Origin of the sequence: Ginsengibacter hankyongi (genome assembly GCF_008710285.1) — a bacterium.
GTDB lineage: Bacteria > Bacteroidota > Bacteroidia > Chitinophagales > Chitinophagaceae > Ginsengibacter > Ginsengibacter hankyongi.
Genome location: NZ_VYQF01000002.1, coordinates 253,448 through 279,875 on the forward strand (window position 1 = coordinate 253,448; position 26,428 = coordinate 279,875).

A 26,428-nucleotide genomic window follows, 5' to 3' on the forward strand; every position below is an offset into this window, starting at 1 on the left:
GTGAGTTTTACCTATATTTTTTGATGCAATTCATTATTAACAATATTATTATGCCGTTATTAAATCGATGGTAAGTAAACTACATTCTTAGAAAGTTATTATTTATTTTGAAAAAATTATTGAAAGAAAAAATCAAATTAATTTAAAAGATACTTTTTTTCATGAGAAATACTATCTTTGCAGCCCAAAAAATTTATTTAATGGCAAACCATTCAGCAACAAAGAAAGATGTTCGTCAGAGCCGCAAGCGTAATGAGCGTAATCGTTATCATGGAAAGACAACCCGTAACGCAATCCGCGATTTAAAAGCTATTGATACCAAGGCTGCTGCTTCAGAAAAAATTCCGCAGGTTTCTTCAATGATAGATAAATTAGCTAAACGTGGAATCATTCATAAAAATAAAGCTGCTAATTTAAAAAGTAAGCTTACCCGTGGCGTTCTGTCAATGGAAAAGTAATTTTTATAAAAATTTTATATAAGAAGTCTGTCAATAAATTTGGCGGACTTTTTTATTTTATAAAGTAATAATGTCTTATGAAATCTTTTTTTTGCGGCATCTTTCTCTTTGTAACTATTAACATAAACGCTCAGCAAACACCATTTGAAAAAAGTAATGGAAGAGAAACTGCTACTTATTTCCAGGCCATACACTACTATAAAAGTTTAGACAAAGCATCAGGAAAAATATTAATGAGAGAAATGGGGATTACAGATGCGGGTTATCCCTTGCATTTAGTATTAATTAGTAACGATGGAAAGTTTAACCCTGCAATATGGCATCAGCAAAAAAAAGTCATTATCTTAATTAATAATGGAATACATCCCGGAGAACCTGATGGGATTGATGCGAGTATGATGCTTGCAAGAGATATCGCTCAAAACAAGATTATTTTACCCGGGAATGTTGTTTTAGGAATTATTCCCATTTATAATATCGGAGGCGCTTTAAACCGCAATAGTTTTTCACGGGCTAATCAGAATGGGCCCGAAGCTTATGGATTTCGCGGTAATGCTCAAAACCTTGACCTTAACAGGGATTTTATAAAAAGTGATAGTAAAAACGCACGGTCTTTTGCTGAAATTTTTCATTATCTCAATCCTGATATTTTAATAGATAATCATGTAAGTGACGGAGCAGACTATCAACATGTAATGACTTTAATAGCTACCCAATATGATAAGCTGGGGCAAGAATTGGGCGATTGGCTAAAGAAAACATTCGAACCAAAATTATTTACCGGTATGCACGATAAAGGATGGGATTTGGTTCCTTATGTAAATGTAGAAAACAGCGATCCATCCAAAGGTTTTACGCAGTTTTACGATAGTCCGAGATATTCATCAGGTTATGCTGCTTTATTTAATACAATAAGTTTTATGCCCGAAACTCACATGCTTAAGCCATATAAACAAAGAGTCAAATCAACTTATGACCTCATGCTTACTATGATACAACAGGCAAGCCTAAACGCTAAAGAACTTCTGGAAAAAAGAAAAATTGCAATTGAAAATACAATTCATCAAAACCGGTTTGCGTTAAGCTGGAAGCCAGATACAACGCAATATTCTAATATCACTTTCAAGGGTTATAAAGCCGGGTACAAAAAAAGCGATGCAACAGGTTTGCCTGTTTTATATTATGATCACAATAAGCCATTTACCAAACAGGTAAAATTTTATGACGTTTACATTGGCGAAAATTTTATTGAGAAGCCATTAGCTTACATCATACCCCAGGGATGGTGGAATGTAATTGATTTACTAAAACTAAATCATGTACAAATGGAAACACTAAAAAAAGACACGATAATAAAAGTTTCCGCTTACCATATTGTTTATTATAAATCTTTCCCCAAAGCTTATGAAAAGCATCACAAGAATTATAATGTTTCTGTTTCCAAAACAGATGAAAAAATAAAATTTTTAAAAGGAGATTACATAATCAGTTTAACCCAGGCGGCCAATCGTTATCTTATAGAAACCCTTGAACCAACCGGGAATGACGGTTTTTTTGCCTGGAATTTTTTTGATGCAATACTGCAGGAGAAAGAAGGATACAGCGATTATAGGTGGGACTCAATCGCAGCGCAAATATTAAAATCCAATCCAGTTCTCAATCGCAAGTTTCAACAAAAAAAAATATCAGATAGTCCATTTGCCAACAATGCAAGTTTACAGCTTAACTACATCTACAAAAATTCTCCCTACTACGAACCTGCCTATTTGCGGTACCCTGTATATCGCATCGAGAAGGCATTATAAGTTTGTTTTTCTTTTTTTTACAATGAAAAAAAACCTAATTTTGCAGCCCAAATTAAAATTATTTATTCACCTGCTGTTGTAAAACGGCAAAAAACAAGGGAAATGCAGAATTACGAATTGATGGTGATTTTTACCCCTGTGCTTTCTGAGGAAGAATATAAATCTGCCCAGAAAAAATTTACTTCGTTCCTTACTGAGAATGGAGGAAAGGCTGTGCACGAAAATGCCTGGGGATTAAAATCACTGGCGTATCCTATTCAGAAAAAAACCACAGGTTTATACTGGGTTTTGGAATATGAAGCGCCATCCGACTTCAATGAGAAGCTAAACATACAGCTTCTTCGTGACGAATCAGTACTACGTCACATGTTTACTGCACTCGATAAATACGCCGTCGAGTACAATGCAAAAAAGAGAAGTGGCGTATCATCCAGAACTGAAAAAGCGGAGGTATAAAATGGCTAAAGCAAATGAAATAAAATATCTCACGGCTATTAAAGCTGAAAAGCGGCCCAAGAAATACTGTCGTTTTAAAAAACTCGGGATCCGTTATATCGATTATAAGGATGCAGATTTTTTAAAAAAATTCCTCAATGAACAGGGCAAGTTACTTCCACGTCGTATTACTGGGAATTCTCTTAAATATCAACGCAAAGTGAGTGATGCAGTAAAGAAAGCACGCCAAATGGCAATATTGCCGTATGTAACTGATCTTTTAAAATAAGGAGGTAATTATGCAGGTAATATTAATACAGGATGTAAACAATTTAGGCGGAGCACATGAACTCGTAAATGTAAAAAGTGGCTACGGGCGTAACTTTTTGATACCATCAAAGATGGCGGTTGAAGCCAATCCTTCTAATTTGAAACAATTGGAAGAAAGAAAAAAACAGTTGGCAAAAAAAGAAGAAAAACTACTTGCAGAGTTTAACAGTGTTGTAAGTGTTTTACATGAATCTCCATTAAAAATTGGAGCAAAAACAGGAACAAGTGGTAAAATTTTTGGCAGTGTTACCTCAGTTCAGATTGCACGAGCTATCCGCGAACAAAAAGGTTACGAAATTGACCGCCGTCGCATTCATATAATTGATGATGTAAAAGAATTGGGAAATTATAAGGCCAAAATTGATTTCGGCAAAGGCCAGGAAGTTGAAGTTGATTTCGAGGTTATTGCTGAATAATATTTTTGAAAGATATATTCTGAAACCCTGCTTCACAGCAGGGTTTCTTTTTTTACAGCTTTTAGCAAATCAAGAAATAGCTAGCGGGTCAAAAGAGCAACTTTTTATCCAAAAAAAATATAAACAAATTTATTTGTTTATATAATTACAAAGAAATGATTATCTTTAACGTCCGTTAATGGGTTTAGTTTGTTTTTCTTTTGGCTGATGTTTCTCTTTAAGCAGGTTTCTTCAGTTCATTGTAGCTGCTAATTCATTAATTGAACATTTAATTTTATTAAAAAAAAGTTTTTACAATGAACATCTATGTAGGTAATCTCAGTTGGTCAATGACTGATGATGATTTGAGCAACTTATTCAGCCAGTACGGTACAGTTTCAAGTGCTAAAATTCTCAAAGAAAAAAATACGGGACGCAGCAAAGGCTTCGGTTTCGTTGAAATGGAAGACGATGAAGCAGCGAAAACTGCTATTGCTACTTTAAACGAAAGCGAAGTACAAGGTCGTAAGTTAATCGTTAACGAATCTCAACCTCGTCCGGAAGGCGGCGGCTACAAGAAAAGTGGCGGCGGCGGATATGGCGGCGGCGGAAGAAGTAGCGGTGGTTATGGCGGCGGAAGAAGCAGCGGCGGCGGCTACGGAAGTGGCGGTGGCGGTGGTTACAAGAAAAGCGGTGGCGGTGGCTACGGCGGCGGTAACAGAAGCGGCGGCGGTGGCGGTTACAATAAAGATTATTGATAAATCATCATAACGTTTTTTTAAAATCCTTTTCAATTTTGAAAAGGATTTTTTATTAATAGTAATCCATGTGGAATAATTAATCAATTAGTGCATTTTTTTAAAGGGTGTAAGAAGTCTTTAGCGTTAAAGAAATCACTCCCGCATTTAAAGCGAGTAAAGTTTTGAAAGTTGCAATCTACGACGCATGTTTTTTGAAATAAAAAACACTTGTGTTTTTCCTGACACTGTTGAAGATGTGATCAAATTTTTGAGCTCTCAACTTTTCCCAACATATTTCTTCAATTCTTTTTGAATGAAATTCAATAAGTACAGAACTCACAACCGTTAACCAGGAGACGTCGCTTCTAAAAATGTTTTCTTCAGCACCCTCAATATCCATCTTAAAAAGATCAGATTTATCAATATTAAAAATTTTTAACAACGCTGAAATGCTATAACACTTAACCTTAGCCGAATTGCTTTCATTTATATCAGTGATAACTGAATTGTATTTTAAATGGCTTCCCTTCAGGCTCATTAAGCGATCTTCGCCATACAACCCAGCCATTACCGGTATTACTTTACCACTTGAAATATAAGCCTGCAAATTTTTTTGCAAGAAAGTAAAATTATCTGGATCGGGTTCTATACAATATATTATTGCATTAGGCATCCTCGACAAAAAATATAAGGTAGCAAGGCCTACATTCGCTCCAGCATCAATTATCACTTGTTTATCCTCGCTATGGGGCAATTCATAAATTTTTTTGTAAAATATTTCATAGAAAATATCTATATCCCCGGCATAGATTCTTAAAAAAATTTTCTTGCCCGGAAAAGCCGTTAAAGAAATAGAAAAAAATTTACTTTGATCCTTGATGTACTTAATTGACTTAGTTCTATATCTGTATAATTTAGTGAACCAAATAATCTTAATAAAAGAAGAAAAATTTGTTGTACTAGTGTAGCAGAAGATTAATTTGTGGGCAGCTTCTTTTATGCGCGTCATACATCTATAGATTTGGATTCTAAGAGATATTCAGCAAAAAATAAATCTGCAGGCGTTGTAATTTTAATATTATACTTTTCTCCTTCTATTAAATTTATTGTAAGGCCATAGGCATCAACCACTGAAGCCTCATCGGTAAACTTATCTTTATAATCAATTTTATAAGCCGGCATCAAAATTTTGCTGTGAAATGTTTGTGGCGTTTGTATAATCTTTACCTTATTTCTATCCAAAATCTTATTCCCGTTTGTTGTTAAAAGCCTTATACTGTCATTGCAATCTATAGCAGGAACAGCTGTCCCGTTTTCAACAGCGGCTTCATAACACTTCCTTATGAGAGTGGCTGAAACCAGGCAGCGAACACCATCGTGTACAAAAATGATACTCTCTTCATTTATCAAAGCAAGTCCGTTTTGTACCGAATGAAACCTCGTTCTTCCACCTGCGGTTATCCTTATTCGTGAGTGGTCGAAATATCCGTCAATAATTTCCTGGCCTTTACCGATATGCTCTTCAGGTAGCACAAGAATGATTTCGATATCGTTATAAGCATCGGTAAATGCCTTTAAAGTATAGTATAAAACAGGCTTATCTTTTAATAAAAGGAATTGTTTTGGAATATCATTATTCATCCTGCTTCCTTTTCCACCGGCAACTATTAAAGCAATTCTTTTCATTTCCATTTTTATAAGTCAATTTGCATAAATAGCAATAGAGTTCTCGCCATCGCTATTTTTAAATCCACGATACATGCCTGCACTATTAAAAACCATAGCAGCATTGCCTTTTGCATCCACTCCAATTAATCCTCCATCTCCCTTTAAGGCAACCAATTTTTTTAAAACTACTTCTTCGCAAGCTTGCTGAAGGGTCATGTTTTTATATTCCATAAGGCAACTTACATCATAAGCTGCAACAGCTTTTATAAAGATCTCACCATGACCCGTACACGAAATTGCGCAGGTTTTATTATTCGCATAAGTGCCCGCTCCTATCATCGGGCTATCCCCAATTCTTCCATAACGTTTATTGGTCATACCCCCTGTAGAAGTAGCTGCAGCAATATTTCCAGCACTATCGCATGCCACAGCGCCCACTGTACCGAATTTTTTATCTTTCATTAACTTAGCCGGCTTATCAATCTTATGATCGAGCTGGTATAAATCGCTATCTCTTATTTCTTTCCATTGATTGTAGCGATATTCTGAATAAAAATATTCGTCGGGCTCCAGTTTTATTCCCTGCTTTATAGCAAAATCATTAGCCCCCTTACCACTTAAAAAAACATGACCGCTATGTAACATAACTTCTTCCGCAAGTTCCACAGGATTGCGAATATTTCTAACGCCTGCAACAGCGCCTGCATCAAGTGTTCTTCCGTCCATAATTGCTGCATCCATTTCGTTCAACCCTTTCTTTGTGAATACCGAACCTCTGCCTGCATTAAATAGCACGCTGTCCTCCATCATAACAACGGCTGCCTTTACTGCATTTATTGCCGAACCTCCATTTTCCAAAACAGCAAAACCTGCATCAAGCGATTCTTTCAGGGCATTCCTATATTCAGCTTCCAGTTCAGGCGTCATTTCTTCTTTTATGATGGTACCGGCACCCCCATGTATAGCAATAGAAAATTTTGTCATTAAAAATATTATACTGTAAAATTAGATAGTTTCAGTCATTGAAAATAAAATGATAAAAGAAGGAGATACAATATTTAACTTAAATCTGCAATGAGTTCTTTACATTCCCTGAGAAGCTTTTCTTTATTAATGGCTGCAGTACCCACTTCTTCACAAACAATCCCACCAGCAATATTTGCGACTTCCGTTGCGAGTTGGATATTTTTGGTAGAAGCATAAATTAAAGAAGCTACGGCAATTACGGTATCACCTGCTCCGCTCACATCCGCGATGTTCCTTCGGTGAGATGGAATAATATTTTTATCGTTTTTCTCCTGGTAAAAAATTCCCTTCTCAGATAAAGTGATCATTGAAATAGAATGATCCAGATTTTCCTTCAGTTTGCTATGAATATCGGAAAGGAGATCAATAGAAACTTCACCCGGAATTAAATTAAGGCTGGTAAATACTTCATGTAAATTAGGCTTGAACAACGTTGCATTTTTATAAGAAAAGAAATTTTTTCGTTTAGGATCAACCGTTATAGGGATATTATTTTTATTGCAAAGCTCAATTGTATTTTCGATAATATTTTTTGTAAGGATCCCTTTATTATAATCTTCAAGAATTACAACATCAGGCTTTTCTGAAAGAATATATTTTTCTATTTGGTTCTGCAATTTAGTTTCATCTGTTTCATCTATATCTTCGGTGTGTTCCGCGTCTAGCCGCATCATTTGCTGGTTACGGCTTATAATGCGAATCTTGTTGGTAGTAATTCTTTTTTTACTTTCAAGAATGAAACGTGTATCAATATTATTATCCTGTAATAAACACTTTAGCTGAGCGCCATCTTCATCATCCCCTAAAATAGTAAGTATTGCCACATTTGTACCTAATGCCTGAACATTCAAAGCAACATTTCCAGCACCCCCAATTCTTTTTTCTCTTTTATTAACTGCAACTACAGGAACAGGTGCTTCAGGCGAAATTCTTTCAACATTTCCCCACCAGTATGTATCCAACATAACATCGCCTATAACAGCAACTTTCATTTTTGAAATATCACTAAACAATTTATCAAAATCAATAGCCATTATTCAATATTTGAATTATTCTTTCTTGAAGACACAACATAATAAATAGGAATACCAAGCAAGGCAATTATTAATCCCGGCCACGTAAAATTGGGTTTATAAATAATTAATAATATACAAAAAGCTGTACCCATTAAAATATATAGAGCGGGTAAAACGGGATAACCAAATGCTTTATAAGGCCTTTCAGCGCCAGGCCTTTTCTTTCTTAAAATAAAAATTCCAAAAATAGTTAGCACATAAAATATTACCACTACAAATGAAATCATATCGAGCAGGTCTCCATACTTTCCGCTAAGGCACAACAGTGAAGCCACCACGAATTGAGCCCAAAGTGCCCAGCCGGGAACTGCATGCTTATTTAATGTTGCTGCTTTTTTAAAAAACAATCCATCTTTTCCCATACTATAATAAACCCTGGCACCAGCAAGAATTAATCCATTGTTACATCCAAAAGTAGAGATCATAATCATTATAGCAATTACATAAGTTCCTGCATTCCCAAACATTGAATTGGCAGCTGCAACCGCTACCCTATCCTGTGGCGCAAATGCAAGATCGTGCAACGGTAACACAGCAACATACATAAGGTTTGCACATACATAAATAAGTGTAACAATAAAAGTTCCCAGAAAAAGGCTAAGCCCAATATTCCGTTTTGGATTTTGAATTTCGCCTGCAATAAACGTTACATTATTCCACGCATCGCTGCTGAAAATAGAACCAACCATACTTGCAGCGATGGCACCTAAAATACTTGCGCCAATAACACCTTCAACACTTCCTGTACCAGATAGTTTTTTCATACTGAAGGCATCAGTCCAGTTAGCATTCCAAACCTCAGGTTTAAAAAATATTATTCCGGCGATGATCAATCCAAACAACGAAATAATTTTTGTTGAAGTAAAAATATTCTGGATCCATTTTCCGCCTTTTACACCTTTTGTATTTGTCCATGTCAGGAAAGCTATTAAAATAATTGACACAATCTGGGCAACACTTATTGTAAAATAACCAGGTACGCCAGCTTCGCTTAAGCCAGTACTTATTTTTAATAAATAATTTGTTTCGCTCAGCGGATGATATAAATATGCTGCAAATTTTGAAAACGCAACACCAACTGCTGCAATTGTTCCTGTTTGAATTACTGCAAAAAAACTCCAGCCATAAACAAAACCAGTAAGCGGATTGTAAGCTTCTTTGAGATAAACATATTGGCCGCCGGCACGGGGGAACATAGCACTTAATTCGCCATAACTCAAGGCTGCAGTAAGCGTCATGAAACCGGTAAGCAGCCATACAATTATCAGCCATCCCGCGCTTCCAACGTTACGAGTGATATCCGCAGTTACAATAAAAATACCTGAACCAATCATTGATCCTGCAACAATCATAGTAGCATCGAACAGGCGGAGACTGGGCTTAAAAGAAGTTGCATGTTCACTCATAAAAAATCCTGTTTTTTATAAACAGGATTGAAGATAAATATTTATTTCAGATTGCCTCGGTCTTGTCATTTTTTATTTTCAGAGTATAAGCTGTTTAGGCCGGCAATTACATCAGGGGTGATATTTAAAGTTGAGTCTTTATAAAACATAAAACCAGGCTCGTAAGAGAAAATGTAAGAATATCTTCCATCCTTATTATAATCTTTTAAAAAATTTTGAATGCGGGTTAAAATATCTTCTTTCATTTTAGAATTATAATTATAAAGATCGTTATCAATTTCCTGCTTTCTTGATTGGAGATCCTGTTGCATTTTATTAATTTCCTGCATAGCAGCTTCCTGTTCCTGCTGGTTCATCGTTGCACCTTTTTGCTGCAATTGCATCGCCCGTGTTTGATATTTTTTTTGCATCCCAACTATTTCATCATTTGCTGCAGACTGCTTACGTTCAAAATCGGCCTTAATCTTTTTATAATAAGTGTAATTATTTTGCAATGAATCGAGATCTATATAAGCTACTTTAGAACCTTCCGCTGGTTTAGCGCCCGTATTATTTTTAGTAAAAAGTGTCTGCCCTTTTTTAGATACATTAAAATGGAGATAATACAAATACCCAACAAGACAAATCAAAACAATATTAATAATTAGTAAAATATTTTTCATGAAAACAATTTAAGAATGGCAAGATAGAAAAAACGAAAGGTTTTATAAGAACAAACATAATTGATTTAGGAAAGACTTAACAGGGTCTTTTCAAAACCTTTATGGGAAAGGCTTTGCCAACAATAATAAGGCGCTGACATATTCAATCTAACTTACAGTTGCATCAATTCGTTTAGTGCCTGGATACAGATCATATTCGAGTAAACGGCAATCAATTTTACTTGTATAAAATTCGATTCTGCGTTTTGCTTTTAAGCCTATTTTTTTTGCAAGTTCAAGATTTCCTGTAAAGATGTAACCCGTATATCCTTTACATTTTTTTTTCATAAAATCACCGATTTCTGCATAGGTATGAGTCAGTTCAGTTTCATCACCTAATCTTTCGCCATATTCAGGATTAAAATAAATTACTCCGGCTTCATTTTCGGGAATTTTGGTTTCTTTAAAATCACATACTTCAAATTCAATTAAATTTTCAACGCCGGCAGCGCCTGCATTTATTTTAGAAATATTTATAGCGTCAGGGCTTATATCTGAAGCTATAATCTTTAATTCAGGCAAATCAATAATCTGGTCTATCAATTTTCTTTTTTCATTTTCAAAAACCTTTTCATCAAATCCCAGGATATGTTTGAATCCATAGTTATTACGAATTAGGCCAGGACGCCTGTTGGTAGCAAGTAATGCAGCTTCTATAGCTATGGTTGATGAGCCACACATCGGGTTGATAAATGCAGAACGGCGGTCCCATTTAGTTGCAAGCAAAGTAGCGGCAACCAATGCTTCAAGCATTGGTGCTTTACCGGGAATTTTTCTATATCCGTGTTTTGCTAATGTCTCGCCCGATGTATCAATAAAAATTTCTGCAATATCATTTTTCCAGTATAAGTGAATTACCGTATTATTTAAGTCTGGCCCTGAATTGGGTCTTATGTTTATTTTTTCACGGAAACGATCTACAATAGCGTCTTTCACTTTCACATTGGCGAATAAAGAATTATTTATTGTAGGATGATCGACAGTGCTGGTAACAGAAAAATAGCCATCTTTTGAAAAAATATTTTCCCAGTCAATCTTAGTTGTTGAATCATATAACTCGGCGGGCCCGTTGCATGAGAAGGATTGTATTGAATACAAAACCTGGCTTGCGCACCGCAAATTCAAATTCAGTTTAATACAATCATTTAAAGTACCTGGTATTTCTACTCCAGTTGAAAAAGTGGTTAATATCTTAAAGCCCAATTCTTCAATCTCTTTTTGAAGAAAAGGTGCCAGGCGCTTGTTGCACGTAATAACTATACGTGAAGCTTTGTTAAACAATTGCATAAAAGGTAAGTATATTGAATAGCAAAAATGCCACAATTGCTTTAAATAAACTGAATTGAGCAATTGCAGAGTTTGCCAATTTTAATCGGGCTGAATAAAGTTGTGCACCCTCGCCAATTCATTAATTCCTATTACATTTTTACAATTCAGCTTTTCTAATATCCTTGCTTTATGCGTGCCAACCGTAGAAGTGTGAAGGTTTAAATATGCACCAATCTGGGACACCGATTCACCCTTCATTAAATGCCTGACTATCTCCAGTTCTCGGGAAGACAATAAATCAAATGGGTTCTGACTATTTGCCTTTTTTCCCAAGGCACTATCGGTAAGCGCTTGCGTTAAAGACGAACTCATATATCGCTTATTACTCATTACATTATTAATGGCATGCTTAATTTCATCAGCAGACGCATCCTTATTCAAATAACCTAACGCCCCGAGATTAAGGTACTTTTTAGCAAATATCTCTTCCGAATTCATACTGAACATTAATATTTTAGATTCTGGTTTAATAGCGAGAATATTGCTGACAAGACCAAAAGAGTCTGTGGCGGGCATGTTTATATCCAAAATTATTAGAGCGTAATCATTATCTTTTATTTTTTCAAATGTTGAGTTACCATCAAAAGCTTCTTCAATATTTGAATCGGGAATAATATTTTGAATATAAGTTTTTAAACCCGCTCTTATTATTGCATGGTCATCTGCAAGTAGTATTTGAATCATTTTTTAAAAAATTATAAGGGTTGAAAATACTCGTCAACTCTTTATTAATTACCTAAGTTACGTATCTAAATGAGCAGGTCGAAATCTATTTTTTACACAAACCACTTATTACGAATTGTAATTATTTAATGGTTGACATTTTTTGTTAGCGAAATTTAAGAATATTGCGACTTAAAACTGCAGCTCACTAGTGATATAAAGCAAAATACCGTAAAATAAAATCGCGATATTTGGATATTAAATCTTAAACTATTATGTTTGCAGCTGATTTTTATAAATCAAATCTATTTTTAATAAAATCCAAATCTTTAATTAGACCCTTCAATGACTATGATAACCATGAAAGGAGTTAAATACGCCTCCAGTTCTGTAGATTACCGGTTTTAATTAAAAATTCGTACTCCAATTTCTATAGATTAACTAATCTAATTTCCAAAGAATTTCCTTATATTCAATGGTGTTTCTCACCAATAAATTTAGCTTATGCCCCGAACTCTGAAATTTCTATTTTTTGCAGCTCTTATTATGCTATTAAGTATATCATGTACGAATACAAGAAAAGCAGTTTATTTTAATAACGTTCAGGACACCACCTTTGTCCAAAGAGGAAATGAAATTCAAACTCCCATCCAGGAAAATGATATTCTTGGTATTACCATAAGCAGTTTAAATGCTGAGGCATCCGCAATATTTAATCCTCCAAACACTAATAATTCAAGATCTACTACAGTTACCGGTAGCAGCACCGAATCCGGAGGGTACCTGGTAAGTTCCGATGGCACAATTCAATTGCCCGTACTGGGCACTATTAAAGCCGCCGGGCTTACCAAAAAGGAACTGAAAGATAATATCACCAATATGATTTTATCTAAAAAGCTTCTTGTTGATCCTCTGGTAGAAATTCGTTTTTTGAATTATGAAGTTACCGTAATCGGTGAGGTAGCAAAACCAACTGTAATTACCGTTCCAAGCGAAAAAATTTCGCTGTTAAAGGCATTAGGACTTGCTGGTGATCTTACTATTTACGGGAAAAGAGATAATGTGTTATTAATAAGAGAAGAAAACGGAAAGAAAAAAACAAGACATATTAATTTGAATTCAAGTAATTTTTTCAATTCCCCTTATTACTATTTACAGCCTAATGACGTAGTATACGTTTCCCCTAATAAGGCTAAGATAGCCAGTGCAGGCCGAACTGCTCAATTACTGCCTATTATTTTGAGCAGTTTATCCATTGTAGTAGTAGTTTTAGATAGAGTAAAATTTAATTAACGCAATGCAGCAGACAAATAATATTGTAAGAAGTCAGGAGGCTGACGAAAGCTTGTTCCAACAACTTATATCAAAATACCTTCCATATTGGCCTATTTTTTTAATTGCTTTAATTGTAGGTGCAGGCGTCGCCTTTGCTTATATCAGTTACGCCACACCTATTTACGAAGCTGATGCTACGCTTATAATAAAAGATGAAAAGAAGGGTAACGAAGATTCTAAAATGATGGAGTCTTTAGATCAAATTTCGTCAAAGAAGATTGTTGAAAATGAAATAGAAGTAATACAATCAAGAAAATTAATGTCGGATGTAATAAATAAACTCGGGTTGTATGCTCCCATAATCGAAAAGGCTGAAATTAAAACTTCATCCGCATATTTAACATCTCCGGTTTCGATACGTGTCCAAATGCCTGAGTCTATAACAGGAACTAATGAAATTAAATTAAATTTTGACAGAAATAATAATTCCGTAATTATAAATGACTCATTTAAATACCCGCTTAATCAAATTGTCGTTACACCTTTTGGCCAAATGGCATTTTTGGAGAACAAAAACTATCAAAAGTCTAATAAACCAACCAAACAACTGTATTTTTCATTAATAAATCCCAAATATCTTGTTCCTTCTTTCCTGTCAAATTTAAAGGCCGAAGCTTCCAGCAAATTATCTTCTATTGTAAATCTAAGTTACAGAGACGAGGTACCAAAAAGAGCGGAAGATATTTTAAATCAATTAATCGACTCTTATAAACAATTGGAGATTAATGAAAAAGATATCTTAGCAAAGAATACATTAGCCTTTGTTGAAGACAGGCTGAATATTGTGTCACATGATCTTGATTCAATCGAAAAGAAAGTTCAACAATATAAATCGGCACGCGGGGCAGTTGATATAAGCACACAAGGGCAGTTGTATTTACAAAATGTAAGTGCCAACGATCAAAAATTAAGTGACGTAAATACCCAACTTTCGGTGCTACAGCAGGTTGATAAATTTGTCACCAGCAAAGAAAACACAAGCGGTATTGTGCCCTCCACATTAGGGGTAAGCGACCCAATGCTTTCCCAACTCATGGACAAGCTATATACTTCAGAGCTTGAGTATGAAAAACTAAGAAAAACAGTTGGCGAGAACAATCCTACCTTAGTAGCTATCAGGGACCAAATTAATAAAATTAAACCTAATATTTTACAGAATATTCGGAGCCAGGAACAAAGCTTGATGGCAACCAAACAAAACATTTCTGCCACAAATGGTAATTATAGTTCAATGTTGCAGGGCGTTCCCCAAAAGGAGCGTCAATTACTTGACATAAGCCGTGAACAACAAATAAAGAGTAATATTTATTCCTTTTTACTTCAAAAAAGAGAAGAGAGTGAATTAGCCTATGCATCGACGGTTTCTAATAACCGTGTAGTCGATTATGCGCAGGCATCTCCAAGCCCCGTGAGCCCTAAAGTATTATTGATATACCTCTTTAGTATACTTTCATTTATGGGATTATGTTTTGCATTTGTAGCTATCAGGGAATCTCTATCGGGAAAGGTTCTTTATAGAAATGAAATTGAATCCAGGACATCTATACCTATTATTGGCGAAGTTGCATTTGACAAATCTAAAACTCCAGTAGTTATTGAAACAGGGAAAAGGAGTTTTGTGGCTGAAGAATTTAGAAAATTAAGAATATCATTATCTTTTTTAGGAATTAATTCAAACCACAAAAAAATCCTCGTTACTTCAAGTATCTCAGGAGAAGGCAAAAGCTTTATCGCAGCTAATCTTGCAGTAAGCCTTTCACTAACAGGAAAGAAGGTTGTACTTGTTGATCTGGATTTAAATAATCCTACAATTGCTAAAATCTTAAATGTAAACCAGGAAGATGGTATAACAGAATATTTAACCGGACACAAAGATCCCGAGGAAATTATTAAACGGGTAAAAGCTCATGAAAATCTATTTTTCATCTCTTCCGGCAGTTTGCCCGAAAATCCTACCGAACTGTTAGTGAACGGAAAAATAAAAGAGATAATGGATTATTTGGACAATATTTTTGACGTTATTATTGTAGATACATCGCCTATAGTTTTAGTAACTGATGCTTATATTTTATCTGAATTGTGCGATGCCACGTTATATGTTGTCAGACATAAATATACCCCAAAAATACTCATTAAAAGAATTGACGAAAGCGCTAAAATAAATCCTATAAACAATCCTGCGATAATTTTCAACGGGGTTAAAATGAGAGGATTTTTCAAAAATAATTACGGTTATGGTTATGATTATGTATACGGAAATCGAGACAAGAAGAACCAAAAATCAATAATAAAATCTTAATATATCATTTATGAAAAACAAAATTAACTCAATGCATCAAGATGTAACTGAGAGTGGCGAAGCCACATTTAACAGCAATCGCGAAGACATTATATCAGCCGTGACGAAGAATAATATGAGTGAACAAGTAAAGATATCGACGGATATTCCTATAGGTTGAAAGGTATCATTCAAATTTACTTTCCATTGGGTTAGTAATCCCGATAAAAGAAAAATCCGAAGCATTAATAGTGATGAGGCTTATCGTACAATCGAATGCCCCATTGCAAAATTTAGCCCACCTATCATCGACAAGTCGGCTCATTTTATAACAAAAGAATATTAGTTGCTTCAAAATTTAAAATAAGTGTTTTGGACGTGAAAGAAAATAATTTGACCATTTTAGTTTTTCTTAATAATATTATCAATAAAGGGCATGGCCGGAGTGTAAAGGCAAAGAAAAATATAATTGCTTCATTTCTGATTAAGGGAATTAGTATCGCAATAAGCCTGATTTTGGTTCCATTAACCATACACTATATTAATCCCTCAAGGTATGGGATTTGGCTGACGTTAAGTTCTATTGTTGGCTGGTTTAGTTTTTTTGATATCGGACTGACGCAAGGATTACGCAATAAGTTTGCAGAAGCGAAAGCAAAGGGAGAAGATGATCTTGCCCAGATTTATGTTAGTACTACATATGCCATTCTTGCCCTTATATTCTTTTTTGTTTGGATCCTTTTCTTAATAGTTAATCATTTTTTGAATTGGTCTCATATTTTAAATATTACAGAAAACATGCAGTCAGAAATTTCTATTCTGGCAGTAATTGTATTTACTTACTTTTGTTTGCAATTCGTTTTAAGAGTAATTACTACTTTAATAATTGCTGATCAACAGCCGGCTAAATCTTCATTAATAGATGTTTTTGGACAAATTTTTTCTTTAATTTTTATACTTATACTTGTTAAAACGACCCAAGGATCATTAGTTAAGTTGGGAATTGCTTTATGCGTTTCTCCTCTTTTAGTATTAATTGGTGCTAATCTATTTTTCTTTAGGGGAGTATTCAAAAAATTCAGGCCAGTCTATTCGAAAATAAAATTCCCCTATGCAAAAGGCCTTTTTAATTTGGGTATGGTATTTTTTATTATACAAGTAGCTGGTATTATACAATATGAAACAGCAAATATCATTATCGCAAGAAATTTTGGCACTTTAGAAGTAACATCATACAATATAGTATATAAATATTTTGGTATATTAAATATGATATTTGTCATCTTTATAACGCCGTTTTGGTCAGCTTCTACTGAAGCATACTTGAAAAGGGACATCCAATGGATAAAAAACGCAATAAAAAAATATACTAAGCTTAATATGTTATTGCTTGGTCTAGGTTGTTTAATGTTAGTATTTTCACAAGCAGTATATCGGATTTGGCTCGGAAAAGGTACAGTAACGATAGGGTTTTACATATCGTTTTGGGGACTTATATATTTTAACATTTCAATGTTTGCAGCGAAGTATGTCTATTTTTTAAACGGAATAAATGCATTAAGAATTCAATTTTGGGCAAGTCTATTAAGTCCAGTCTTTTATGTAATATTAGCTATCCTTTTTATAAATTATTTTAAAATGGGTGTCTATTCTGTTTTTATAGCCTCTATATTGGCAAACTTTAATGGTTATATTTTATCGCCTATCCAATATTACATGGTCGTTAATAAAAATAAAAAAGGCATTTGGATTAAATAAAAAATTATTATGATAAAAGTCGTTCATTTACAAAACTCTATGAAATCTGCTGGTAGTGCAGCTTTGAGATTACATAATAGCTTTATACAATACGGCATAAACTCAAAAATTGTGTCGTTATTCACTGATAAAATTAAAGATGATAAAATTAAATATTTAAACAAAAAAGCAAGAATAATATCACGGTTAGATACAGAAGTAAAAAAATGTGTAAATCGTAACATAATCCCGACCTATGGTTCATTTTCCTTCCCCCTTTTTGGGACTGACGTTTCTACATTAAAAGAGATAAACAACGCCGATATAATTTATCTCCATTGGGTTTTAGGCGGATTCTTAAATCTTTCCAATGTCAGAAAATTATTGAAGTTAAAAAAAAACGTAGTTATTTTCATGCACGATATGTGGTGGATTACTGGCGGTTGCCATCACAGTTTTTCTTGTGAGAAATACACCCTAAGTTGCAACAATTGCCAAATGATAAAGGGAAATAGGAAAAGAGATCTATCAGCTTTAGAGTTCAACAAAAAATTAAAACTCTACTCCAAGTTTGATAATATTTATTTTGTCTCTCCAAGCAAATGGTTATACGACTGTGCAAAAAATTCAAAATTAACAAGAGAAAATTCAATATTTTATATCCCCAATACTATTGATAGTTCTTTTTACAAACCATTTGATAAGAAAGTTGCAAGAAATATATTAAATATTAGCCCCGAGGAAACAGTCATAGCATTTGGCGCTGTAAAAATAAATAGTCCATACAAAGGCTGGAACTATTTGCAAAAGGCGCTAGAAATATTAAAGAATAATAATAATTTAAATAATATATTAATACTAATATTTGGTGATAGCTATAATGAAGAAATTGACAATGCAATTCCATTTAAAACAAAATTTATGGGGTATCTCCAAGATGAATATTCAACAGCCTTAGCATATAATTCGGCGGATGTTTTTATTGCACCCTCTCTTGCCGAAACTTTTGGCTATGTAGTTATGGAAGCATTAAGTTGTGGTACGGCAGTAGTAGGCTTTGAAATCGGTGGAATACCAGACCTTATACGTCACAAGAAAAATGGATATCTAGCGAAGTACAAAGATTCGGAAGATATAGCCAACGGTATTAACTATTGTTTAGAAAATAAATTGAAAGGTTACATTCTCCCCGAATTTGAACCAAATAAGACCCTAAATAAACATTTAGAATTATTCGATTACATAAGATCTAACTCTAAAAAGTAGATCTTACCTCGCATGATCAATAAAGAGACAGATATTTATTCTGGAGATAACTCCAAAAAAGAATTAAAAAACATAACCCTTTTTACATCAGGATTAATTACTTATTCAGTTAGCTTCGCCTTATGTTATAGCCAATTCCCAATAGCTATTTTTCATGCCGGACAGTTAGTAGGATTAGCTTTAATTGTCGTATCATCAATCTCTCTCTGCAAATTCAACATAGAGAACAGGTATTTGAGTATTTTCTATGTTGCTTATCTTATTTGGCTAGCGATAATCATAACCAGAGGGTTTCAAACAGACAGTACTTTTATTAAGGACATGTTATACAATGCTAGGTATGGGTTAATGCCTTATTTTGTTCCAGTAGTATTATTATTTACAAAACATAGCTTTTTTTATAAAAAGATTTTTGATGCTATTATAATTCTGGGCATATTTTACTTGATTTTTGATGTAATATTTATCAGACAACTACTTAGTTCAGATCGGGACAATTCAACAAGCGTGAGCATCATAGAAATTTTTACGTCTACTCTTAGCCTTTCAGCAGGATTTATATTACTCACCTACAATTATCATAGTATAAAGAGGATTTTATTTTCATTATTTATAGTTGTTCTTTCTCTTTTCTTTGCAGTAATACGGGCAAGAAGAGGTTTAATTTTTATGTGCTCTTCTATGCTTTTGTGTTTTTATTTACTTTTTACTATACATTCAAAACTAAAATTTGCAATTATTTATATCAGTATTCTCCTGGCCGCTATTGGAGCATTATATTTAAGTAGTATATATAAAATTGGTAATAGGAACATTTTTAGTTTTGTTTTAGACAGAGGTGATGAAGATACCAGAACGGGTGTTGAGATGTATTTTTACGATGATTTAAAAACGAAGGATTGGATCATAGGAAAAGGAATTAACGGGCAATATTTTTGTCCCGATATAGAAGAGGAACAAGCGACTAACTATAGAAATGTAATCGAAACAGATTATTTACAAATAATTTTAAATGGAGGATTATTAAGTCTGGGGTTGCTATTATTAATATTAATCCCAGCGGTATGCCTGGGTCTGTTTTATTCAAAAAATATGCTTTCTAAAGGAGCAGCCATTTGGATATTATTATGGATTTTTTATCTATATCCAGCGAGGGTTTCAACTTTTACATTGCATTATATTTTGGTTTGGATATCAGTTGGCATTTGTTACTCTAAATTTATGCGAAAAATGTCGGAAAATGAGATGAAAGAGTTTCTTAACCCAATAAGTTATTTATCCTAGTCCCTTAATTTAAATATATTATGCAATGGTCTTACCAAAAGTTCTAATTATAGGTCAAACATTTAATAAAAAATCCGGTGGCGGCATTACTCAATCTAATCTTTTCTATGGATGGGATAAAAATAAAATTGCAGTAGCATGCACTGCTCACTTGTTAAAGGATTCCGAAAACGAAATTTGCAATAATTATTATCAACTAGGCGAAAAAGAACATAAATGGATTTTCCCTTTTAATTTCTTACAAAGAAAATTTTATTCTGGTGTCTTGCAATTTGAAGAAAATAGTGTCTCTACTAATTTGGTCATAAAAAAATCCACTATCCGCTCGAAGATCGTTGATAATTTATTTTTTCCGTTTATAAAATATTGTGGCCTTTTTCATTCCTTTTCAAAAACTAAACTTTCTCCAGATTTCTGTAAATGGTTACGTGATTTCAATCCCGATGTGATTTATGCTCAAGCACAAGATAGAGAAAGAATTTTGTTTATCACTTTGGTTCAATCTTATCTAAAAAAGCCTTTAATTTTTCATATGATGGATGACTGGCCATCAACAATTACCGACAGTGGACTTTTTAAAAAGTATTGGTATAAAAAAATTGATCATGATTTTCGCATCTTAATGGATAAGGCAACACTTTTGATGAGCATTAGTGATGAAATGGCAGATGAGTACAAAATAAGATATAATAAAAATTTCATAACCTTTCACAATCCCGTGAACATTGATTTTTGGAGACAACATCAAAAGGTTGATTACAAATTGGGTAATTCTCCCGAAATACTTTATGCGGGTAGAATAGGTTTAGGCATAGATTCTTCGTTAGAGATAATCGCAAAAGTAATTCAATCTATAAACATGAATCTTAACCTGTCAATAAAATTCCAACTGCAAACCGTAGAAAAACCCGAATGGAGCAATAGATATTCTTGCGTGGTTCACAATAGCTTTGTCCCCTATTCTGAATTGCCAAAAATATTTGCTGAAGCCGATTTCCTTATTTTACCATACGATTTCTCACGGAAATCTATAAAATATATTAAATTTTCAATGCCCACTAAAGCTACGGAATATATGGCTAGTGGTACGCCAATAATTGTTATCGCACCCGAAGAAACTGCTATTGCAAAATATGCCAAGAAATACGAATTGGCTAAAGTAATTACAAACAATGATATCAATAAAATTTCTGAAGAAATTCGGTATTTAATTGAGAATGAAGAGTTAAGAGAACGGATCGCCCAAAATGCAGCGAAACTGGTAGAAAAAAATCATGGTTCAATTGAGGTCACACGTAGATTTAGAGAAATAATTCAAACAATAGCTAACGGCAATTAATTCAAATCAAATTTTACCGAATCGACATTACCTTCTATTTTTTCCAAAAACTTTACGTCTTTAAAGTATTCTTGATGCATTATAAAACAGATCTTCGGCTGGAAACTTTAATTTAAAAAAATATATTTCTTTAAAAAATTGGATTTATTAATTACCTATAATTGAAGAGTATGTTAGTAGTAATTTTTATGGGTCACGGTAATCACAGCAATAGATTATTCCAGGCCATTCATATTGAAGCATTCTGCATTGAAAACAAAGTAGAATTTTCAAATCCAAGTTTCAAGAACATGTCAAAATACTATGGGCTAAAAGATAGTTTTATCGACAATACTTTGTGTATCTTGATAAGAGGACTAAGAAAACTCAGACTTATTAAGACTTTAGACTTTAATGCGCCCGATAGAAATGAATTCTACTCCCACACAATTTTAAAAACAAAAGTTACGTTAGCACATGGATGGTGTTTTAGAGAACACGGGTTAACTAGGAAGTATCAGGATTATTTTATTAAAAAATATACGTTGCTACCTATTTTTTATATGAATAATGATTTCTATAAATACTTTATAGAATTAGATCGTAGTGAGTATCATATAGTCGGTGTTCACATCCGGAGAGGCGATTATAAGACCTGGGAAAACGGGAAATATTATTTTACTGATGATATTTATGAAAAGTATATGACGAGTATTTCACGAGAACTTACTTTATTATCAAAAAAGAAAATCAAATTTATTCTGTTTTCGAACGAGGCTATTAATATAAGCGGATCAAATGATATAATAATTTCAAATAATGAATGGTATATTGATCAATTAATAATGAGCAAGTGCGATTATCTAATTGGTCCCCCAAGTACGTTTACGCTGTGGGCAAGTTATATTGGGAAAATACAATATTACCATATTAAGGATAAAACTGGCAATATTAATATGAATGATTTTTCATATTGCATTGGATAAACCTCACCTATTTCTTCTTTTCGAAGTGTAATCCTTAAATAATTTTTGAAATGTACAATATAGCAATTTGTATTCCGACATATAAGAGACCATACATGCTCGAAAAACTAATAATAAGTATTATCGAATCGAATTTTAATCAATCATTTACAAACCACGTTGATCTTATTATTGCAGATAATGATATTGAAAAAACTGCTGAAAAAACTGTAACTGAACTTAAAGAAAGATTTAACGATCGTATCGAAATGGAATATTATAACTTTCCTGTGAAGGGTCTGTCAAATGTTAGAAATGAATTATTGAGAAAATCGTTGGAACTGAGTCAAGATTTTATTGTTTTCGTAGATGATGATGAATATGTATCAACTGAATGGTTAAACGAATTAATCGAAGCACTTATTTCGAATAACGGTGATATGGCGATGGGGCCGGTAATTTCAGTATTTGATAGTGCAGTGTCTAAATATATTTCTTGCTGGTTTAACCGACCGGTATATCGGAAGAATGCAAAACTAAATTCTATCGCTACAAATAATCTAATCATTAAGCGTGATTCATTAATTAAAAATGATGTATGGTTTGACAATCGTTTTAATTATACCGGATCAGAGGATTCTTATTTTGGAGTTCAAATGATACAGAAGGGTGCTAAGATTTATTGGGCCGAGAATGCGATTGTCTATGAAACTGTTCCAAAGAATAGAGCCAATTTAAAATGGCTTATCCAAAGACGGTATAGGGTATCCGGCACCTATACATATATTATGAATTTAGAAAAAAAGTATTTTAAAATATTACAAAAAACGCTAATTAATATGGTTTATATTTTAGTCGGAATTTGCGCTCTCATTATTCTTCCGTTACCTATTAAAAAAAAATATTGGGGTATATTAAAAATAACCGAGGGCCTTGGAGGCTTAACAGGTTTCTTCAATACTTTATACCAAGAATATAAATAATTAGCAATAAATTGGTGGATTGGAGAATGGCTCCCGAATAATCTATGAGGAATATCAGATCTAAAAAATGAGAAAAGTTTTTATAAACGCCGACGATTTTGGAGTAAATGCTTCAGTTAATAAAGCTATAGTTGAACTTTTGAATAAGGGCGTTATCAACAGCACTACCTTAATGGCTAACATGCCCGGATTTTCGGAAGCAGTGAAACTTGCTCACCAACACAAGCTAATAGATAAAATTGGCGTCCATTTAGTTCTTACAGAAGGTCCTCCTTTAACTCCGGAAATTAAATCTGTATCCTTCCTTTTTAATGGAAAAGATAAATATAGAAAATTCAGATACCGGCTCTTTTTATTTAGGAAAAGGTATCGCAAATTAATCTATAATGAATTTGCAGCTCAAATTGAAATGTTACAAAAAAATAATATTCCAATTACCCATATTGACACGCATCATCATATTCATGAGGTGTTTACCATTACTAAAATAATTTTAGAATTAAAGGAAAAATATAATATCCCTTCAATCAGAATATTAAATAACCTTGAAAAGCCTACTAAATTTTATAAAAGAATATATAGGCACCTTGTCAATTATTATATAAAAAATAAAAAAGCGAATTATTCTGAACTTTTTGGAAACAGATCAGATTTCATTGAAATATTAAATAACAATCCTTCAATAATAGGTGAAAAAAGTATTGAGGTAATGGTTCACCCTGATTATAATTATGAGGGCGAGATAATTGATAAAGTGGGTTTAAATAAATTTGATTTTAGTTACCTAGAATCACAAAAAGTTAATGCTTCCGTATAATGAAACACATTGCTTTAGTATGTAAATTAATGCCGTTGTATAGACTGGGTGTATTTCATGAATTATCTAAACGAGAAGACCAATATCAATTTATTTGTTTAGGTGATACCAAGAAAGAGGGAGGGATAGAAATAATTCCGTGGAATTTGGCTAATAAAGTTAATGAAGGTGGCATAAACTGGATTAAGACTTCTAATTATTTTTATATTTCTGAACGGTTACTATGGCAGACTGGTATTATTAAGAGAATAATATTTTCAAAGTTTGATTACTTTATTTTTGAAGGTGGGGTTTTTCATTTGCCTACATGGTTATTTGCAATCTTATGCAGACTTAGGGGGAAAAAAGTTTTATTTTGGACCCATGGTTTCAAAGGGTTCGACAAGGGAATAAAAAAATTAATCCGTATTATCTATTTCAAGTTGGCGAATGGCTTGTTATTATACGGAGATTACTCCAGGAATCTTATGCTACAGAGTGGTTTTGATGAAAAAAAACTATTTGTAGTTTACAACTCTCTTGATTCTGATAAACAGTTTAGATTATTAGAAAAGACAAATTCTCATTTAGTCCTAAAGAATAAATCGCAAATCTTTAATGACCCGGATTTACAAACAATTATCTTTATTGGTAGGTTGGTACCAGCAAAAAAGATCTCTTTTTTGCTTAATGCGGTGAAGGATTTTTCAAAAACAGCCCATTCGCTAAATTGTATAATAATAGGTGATGGGCCTGAAATGGATTCAATTAAATCATTTATTGCTTTTAACAAACTGGAAGGGAATTTTCACCTGACAGGAGCTTTATATAGTGAGGAGACTATTTGCGAATATTTTCAAATGTCGGATATAATGATATCTCCTGGTAATGTCGGTTTAAATTGTATGCATTCGTTAGCATACGGTGTGCCAGTCTTGACTCATAATAATCTTAAATTTCATGGTCCCGAAGTAGAGGCAATAATACCGGGTAAAACGGGTTTATTATTCGAACGTAATAATTATACTGATCTTTTAATAAAAATAAAAGAATGGAACAATTTAAAATTTACAAAAGAAGAAATTAAAAAGAATTGCCAGAAAGTAATAACCAATAAATACAACCCTGTGCGTCATGCAGAAAAAATTATCGAGGCAATAAACAGTCTATAAATGGAATCTGGTAATTCAATAAATGTATTAATATCAAGTTTTGCTTGCGGACCCTATTGGGGTTCGGAAGTTGGCATGGGATGGAATTGGATTATTAATTTATCCAACCATTGCAATCTGATTATTATTACCGAAAAAGGATTTCAGAAAGATATTGAGGCGGAGGTTCCTAAACTAAATTTAGCAAACAACCCAACTTTTTATTATATAGACATTGGAAATAAGGGACGCGAGTTGTTTTGGAAACAAGGAAGTTTTCTGTTTTACAACTATTATAATAAATGGCAGAGAAAAGCTTATGGTTTAAGCAACGCCCTTATTTCAAAGCATGACATTCAAATAATCCATCAGTTAAATCTCATAGGTTTTAGAGAGCCGGGGTACCTGTGGAAATTAGCAGGTCAAATTCCATTCGTATGGGGACCTGTTGGTGGATTTAACCAGGTTCCATTAAATTATATAGCAACTTTCAGCCTTAAAAATAAATTGTTCTACTACAGTAAACACTTGATTCAGCATTTACAAGTTCATTACCATTCGAGAGTTAAAAAAGCTTTGAAAGCGGCAAATATAGTTTTCGCGGAATCAACTACCACAAAATCTATCCTGAAAAAAGTGTATAATATAGAATCCATATTAATGAATGAAACGGGTGCTGACTTTCAGGATTTTTATCAACACAAATTGTTTTGCGATAATAATTCGATTAATTTACTATGGGTGGGTAAAATCCAAGGCTTAAAAGGATTGCCAATCGCGCTACAAACACTAAAAAATCTTAAAGAAAATAATATCCCGGCAAAATTGACGATTGTTGGCGATGGGCCTGACGAAAAAGCTTGCCGTAAATTGGTAGACAGACTTGAAATAAATGAAATGGTTTTATTTACTGGGAAGATTCCCAATATGGAAGTAAAAACCTTAATGAAAAAATTTGACTTATTATTTTTCACCAGTTTAAAAGAAGGAACGCCTCATGTTGTACTTGAAGCACTCTCGAATGGGCTACCTGTTCTTTGTCATGATGCATGCGGGCACGGCGATGTAGTTAATGATTCATGTGGAGTTAAAGTACCTTTAAAATCTTATCACCAGAGCATCCAGAGTTTTACCGCGCATATTGAATACTTATATAACTCGAAATGTAAATTGTATGACTTTTCAAAAAACGCAAAAGATACTGTTGAACAGTGTTCATGGGAAAAAAAGGCAAAACAAGTAGTAGCAACATATAAAAAGCTATTGATTAAATAATTATTTGA

25 protein-coding genes are annotated in these 26,428 nt (G+C 33.4%); 17 read left to right on the plus strand and 8 right to left on the minus strand.

Features of this window, described 5'->3' with window-relative positions; all coding sequences use genetic code 11:
• Positions 1-200: 200 nt before the first annotated feature.
• The 6 genes from rpsT (at position 201) to FW778_RS10625 (ending at position 4,181) form a co-directional block, all read left to right on the plus strand.
• A complete protein-coding gene (gene rpsT / locus FW778_RS10600; RefSeq protein WP_150414680.1) occupies positions 201-458 on the plus strand; it encodes a 30S ribosomal protein S20 in 258 nt (85 codons plus the stop codon).
• Between the two features lie 77 nt (positions 459-535).
• Complete coding sequence (locus FW778_RS10605; RefSeq protein WP_150414681.1) at positions 536-2,263, plus strand: M14 family metallopeptidase; 1,728 nt, start codon at positions 536-538, stop codon at positions 2,261-2,263.
• A 102-nt stretch (positions 2,264-2,365) separates the two neighbouring features.
• Entirely contained in the window at positions 2,366-2,719 is a 354-nt protein-coding gene (gene rpsF, locus FW778_RS10610) for a 30S ribosomal protein S6 (protein ID WP_150414682.1), read from the plus strand.
• Position 2,720: 1 nt separating this feature from the next.
• The gene (rpsR, locus tag FW778_RS10615) at positions 2,721-2,987 is read left to right on the plus strand and encodes a 30S ribosomal protein S18 (protein ID WP_150414683.1); all 267 of its coding nucleotides are present in this window, start codon (positions 2,721-2,723) and stop codon (positions 2,985-2,987) included.
• Between the two features lie 10 nt (positions 2,988-2,997).
• The gene (gene rplI, locus FW778_RS10620; protein ID WP_150414684.1) at positions 2,998-3,444 is read left to right on the plus strand and encodes a 50S ribosomal protein L9; all 447 of its coding nucleotides are present in this window, start codon (positions 2,998-3,000) and stop codon (positions 3,442-3,444) included.
• Between the two features lie 296 nt (positions 3,445-3,740).
• Entirely contained in the window at positions 3,741-4,181 is a 441-nt protein-coding gene (locus tag FW778_RS10625) for an RNA recognition motif domain-containing protein (RefSeq protein ID WP_150414685.1), read from the plus strand.
• A 178-nt stretch (positions 4,182-4,359) separates the two neighbouring features.
• On the opposite strand, the gene FW778_RS10630 is transcribed toward FW778_RS10625, so the two are convergent.
• From FW778_RS10630 to FW778_RS10665, 8 genes are all read right to left on the minus strand, one after another.
• A complete protein-coding gene (locus tag FW778_RS10630; protein WP_202552182.1) occupies positions 4,360-4,917 on the minus strand; it encodes an FkbM family methyltransferase in 558 nt (185 codons plus the stop codon).
• A 251-nt stretch (positions 4,918-5,168) separates the two neighbouring features.
• Complete coding sequence (locus tag FW778_RS10635) at positions 5,169-5,849, minus strand: 2-C-methyl-D-erythritol 4-phosphate cytidylyltransferase (RefSeq protein WP_150414687.1); 681 nt, start codon at positions 5,847-5,849, stop codon at positions 5,169-5,171.
• A 15-nt stretch (positions 5,850-5,864) separates the two neighbouring features.
• Complete coding sequence (locus tag FW778_RS10640) at positions 5,865-6,815, minus strand: isoaspartyl peptidase/L-asparaginase family protein (RefSeq protein ID WP_150414688.1); 951 nt, start codon at positions 6,813-6,815, stop codon at positions 5,865-5,867.
• 74 nt (positions 6,816-6,889) lie between these two features.
• Positions 6,890-7,891, minus strand: coding sequence for a bifunctional heptose 7-phosphate kinase/heptose 1-phosphate adenyltransferase (locus tag FW778_RS10645; RefSeq protein ID WP_150414689.1), 1,002 nt, complete (start codon positions 7,889-7,891; stop codon positions 6,890-6,892).
• Complete coding sequence (locus tag FW778_RS10650; RefSeq protein ID WP_150414690.1) at positions 7,891-9,339, minus strand: APC family permease; 1,449 nt, start codon at positions 9,337-9,339, stop codon at positions 7,891-7,893. The genes FW778_RS10645 and FW778_RS10650 overlap by 1 nt, the downstream gene beginning before the upstream one ends.
• Positions 9,340-9,404: 65 nt before the next feature.
• Entirely contained in the window at positions 9,405-10,001 is a 597-nt protein-coding gene (locus FW778_RS10655) for an OmpH family outer membrane protein (protein WP_150414691.1), read from the minus strand.
• Positions 10,002-10,148: 147 nt separating this feature from the next.
• Positions 10,149-11,327, minus strand: a complete 1,179-nt coding sequence (locus FW778_RS10660; protein ID WP_150414692.1) for a THUMP domain-containing class I SAM-dependent RNA methyltransferase — start codon at positions 11,325-11,327, stop codon at positions 10,149-10,151.
• Positions 11,328-11,408: 81 nt separating this feature from the next.
• Positions 11,409-12,053: a response regulator gene (locus tag FW778_RS10665; RefSeq protein ID WP_150414693.1), complete on the minus strand. Its 645-nt coding sequence runs from the start codon at positions 12,051-12,053 to the stop codon at positions 11,409-11,411.
• Between the two features lie 483 nt (positions 12,054-12,536).
• Here FW778_RS10665 and FW778_RS10670 point away from each other — a divergent pair, with 483 nt between their 5' ends.
• The 11 genes from FW778_RS10670 to FW778_RS10720 all read left to right on the plus strand — a co-directional run bounded on the left by FW778_RS10670 (position 12,537) and on the right by FW778_RS10720 (position 26,420).
• A complete protein-coding gene (locus FW778_RS10670; protein WP_150414694.1) occupies positions 12,537-13,325 on the plus strand; it encodes a polysaccharide biosynthesis/export family protein in 789 nt (262 codons plus the stop codon).
• Between the two features lie 4 nt (positions 13,326-13,329).
• A complete protein-coding gene (locus tag FW778_RS10675) occupies positions 13,330-15,666 on the plus strand; it encodes a GumC family protein (protein ID WP_150414695.1) in 2,337 nt (778 codons plus the stop codon).
• A gap of 351 nt (positions 15,667-16,017) precedes the next feature.
• Entirely contained in the window at positions 16,018-17,403 is a 1,386-nt protein-coding gene (locus tag FW778_RS10680; RefSeq protein ID WP_202552183.1) for a lipopolysaccharide biosynthesis protein, read from the plus strand.
• A 9-nt stretch (positions 17,404-17,412) separates the two neighbouring features.
• Entirely contained in the window at positions 17,413-18,648 is a 1,236-nt protein-coding gene (locus FW778_RS10685) for a glycosyltransferase (RefSeq protein ID WP_150414696.1), read from the plus strand.
• A gap of 12 nt (positions 18,649-18,660) precedes the next feature.
• Positions 18,661-19,932 (plus strand): oligosaccharide repeat unit polymerase, encoded by a 1,272-nt coding sequence (locus FW778_RS10690; protein ID WP_150414697.1) that lies wholly within the window; start codon positions 18,661-18,663, stop codon positions 19,930-19,932.
• Positions 19,933-19,957: 25 nt separating this feature from the next.
• A complete protein-coding gene (locus FW778_RS10695) occupies positions 19,958-21,271 on the plus strand; it encodes a glycosyltransferase family protein (protein WP_150414698.1) in 1,314 nt (437 codons plus the stop codon).
• A gap of 170 nt (positions 21,272-21,441) precedes the next feature.
• Positions 21,442-22,236, plus strand: a complete 795-nt coding sequence (locus FW778_RS10700) for an alpha-1,2-fucosyltransferase (RefSeq protein ID WP_235906238.1) — start codon at positions 21,442-21,444, stop codon at positions 22,234-22,236.
• A gap of 50 nt (positions 22,237-22,286) precedes the next feature.
• The gene (locus FW778_RS10705; RefSeq protein ID WP_150414700.1) at positions 22,287-23,198 is read left to right on the plus strand and encodes a glycosyltransferase; all 912 of its coding nucleotides are present in this window, start codon (positions 22,287-22,289) and stop codon (positions 23,196-23,198) included.
• Positions 23,199-23,265: 67 nt separating this feature from the next.
• The gene (locus tag FW778_RS10710; protein ID WP_150414701.1) at positions 23,266-24,015 is read left to right on the plus strand and encodes a ChbG/HpnK family deacetylase; all 750 of its coding nucleotides are present in this window, start codon (positions 23,266-23,268) and stop codon (positions 24,013-24,015) included.
• Complete coding sequence (locus FW778_RS10715; RefSeq protein ID WP_150414702.1) at positions 24,015-25,166, plus strand: glycosyltransferase; 1,152 nt, start codon at positions 24,015-24,017, stop codon at positions 25,164-25,166. Before FW778_RS10710 ends, FW778_RS10715 begins: the two co-directional genes overlap by 1 nt.
• Positions 25,167-26,420, plus strand: coding sequence for a glycosyltransferase (locus FW778_RS10720; RefSeq protein WP_150414703.1), 1,254 nt, complete (start codon positions 25,167-25,169; stop codon positions 26,418-26,420).
• Positions 26,421-26,428: the final 8 nt, after the last annotated feature.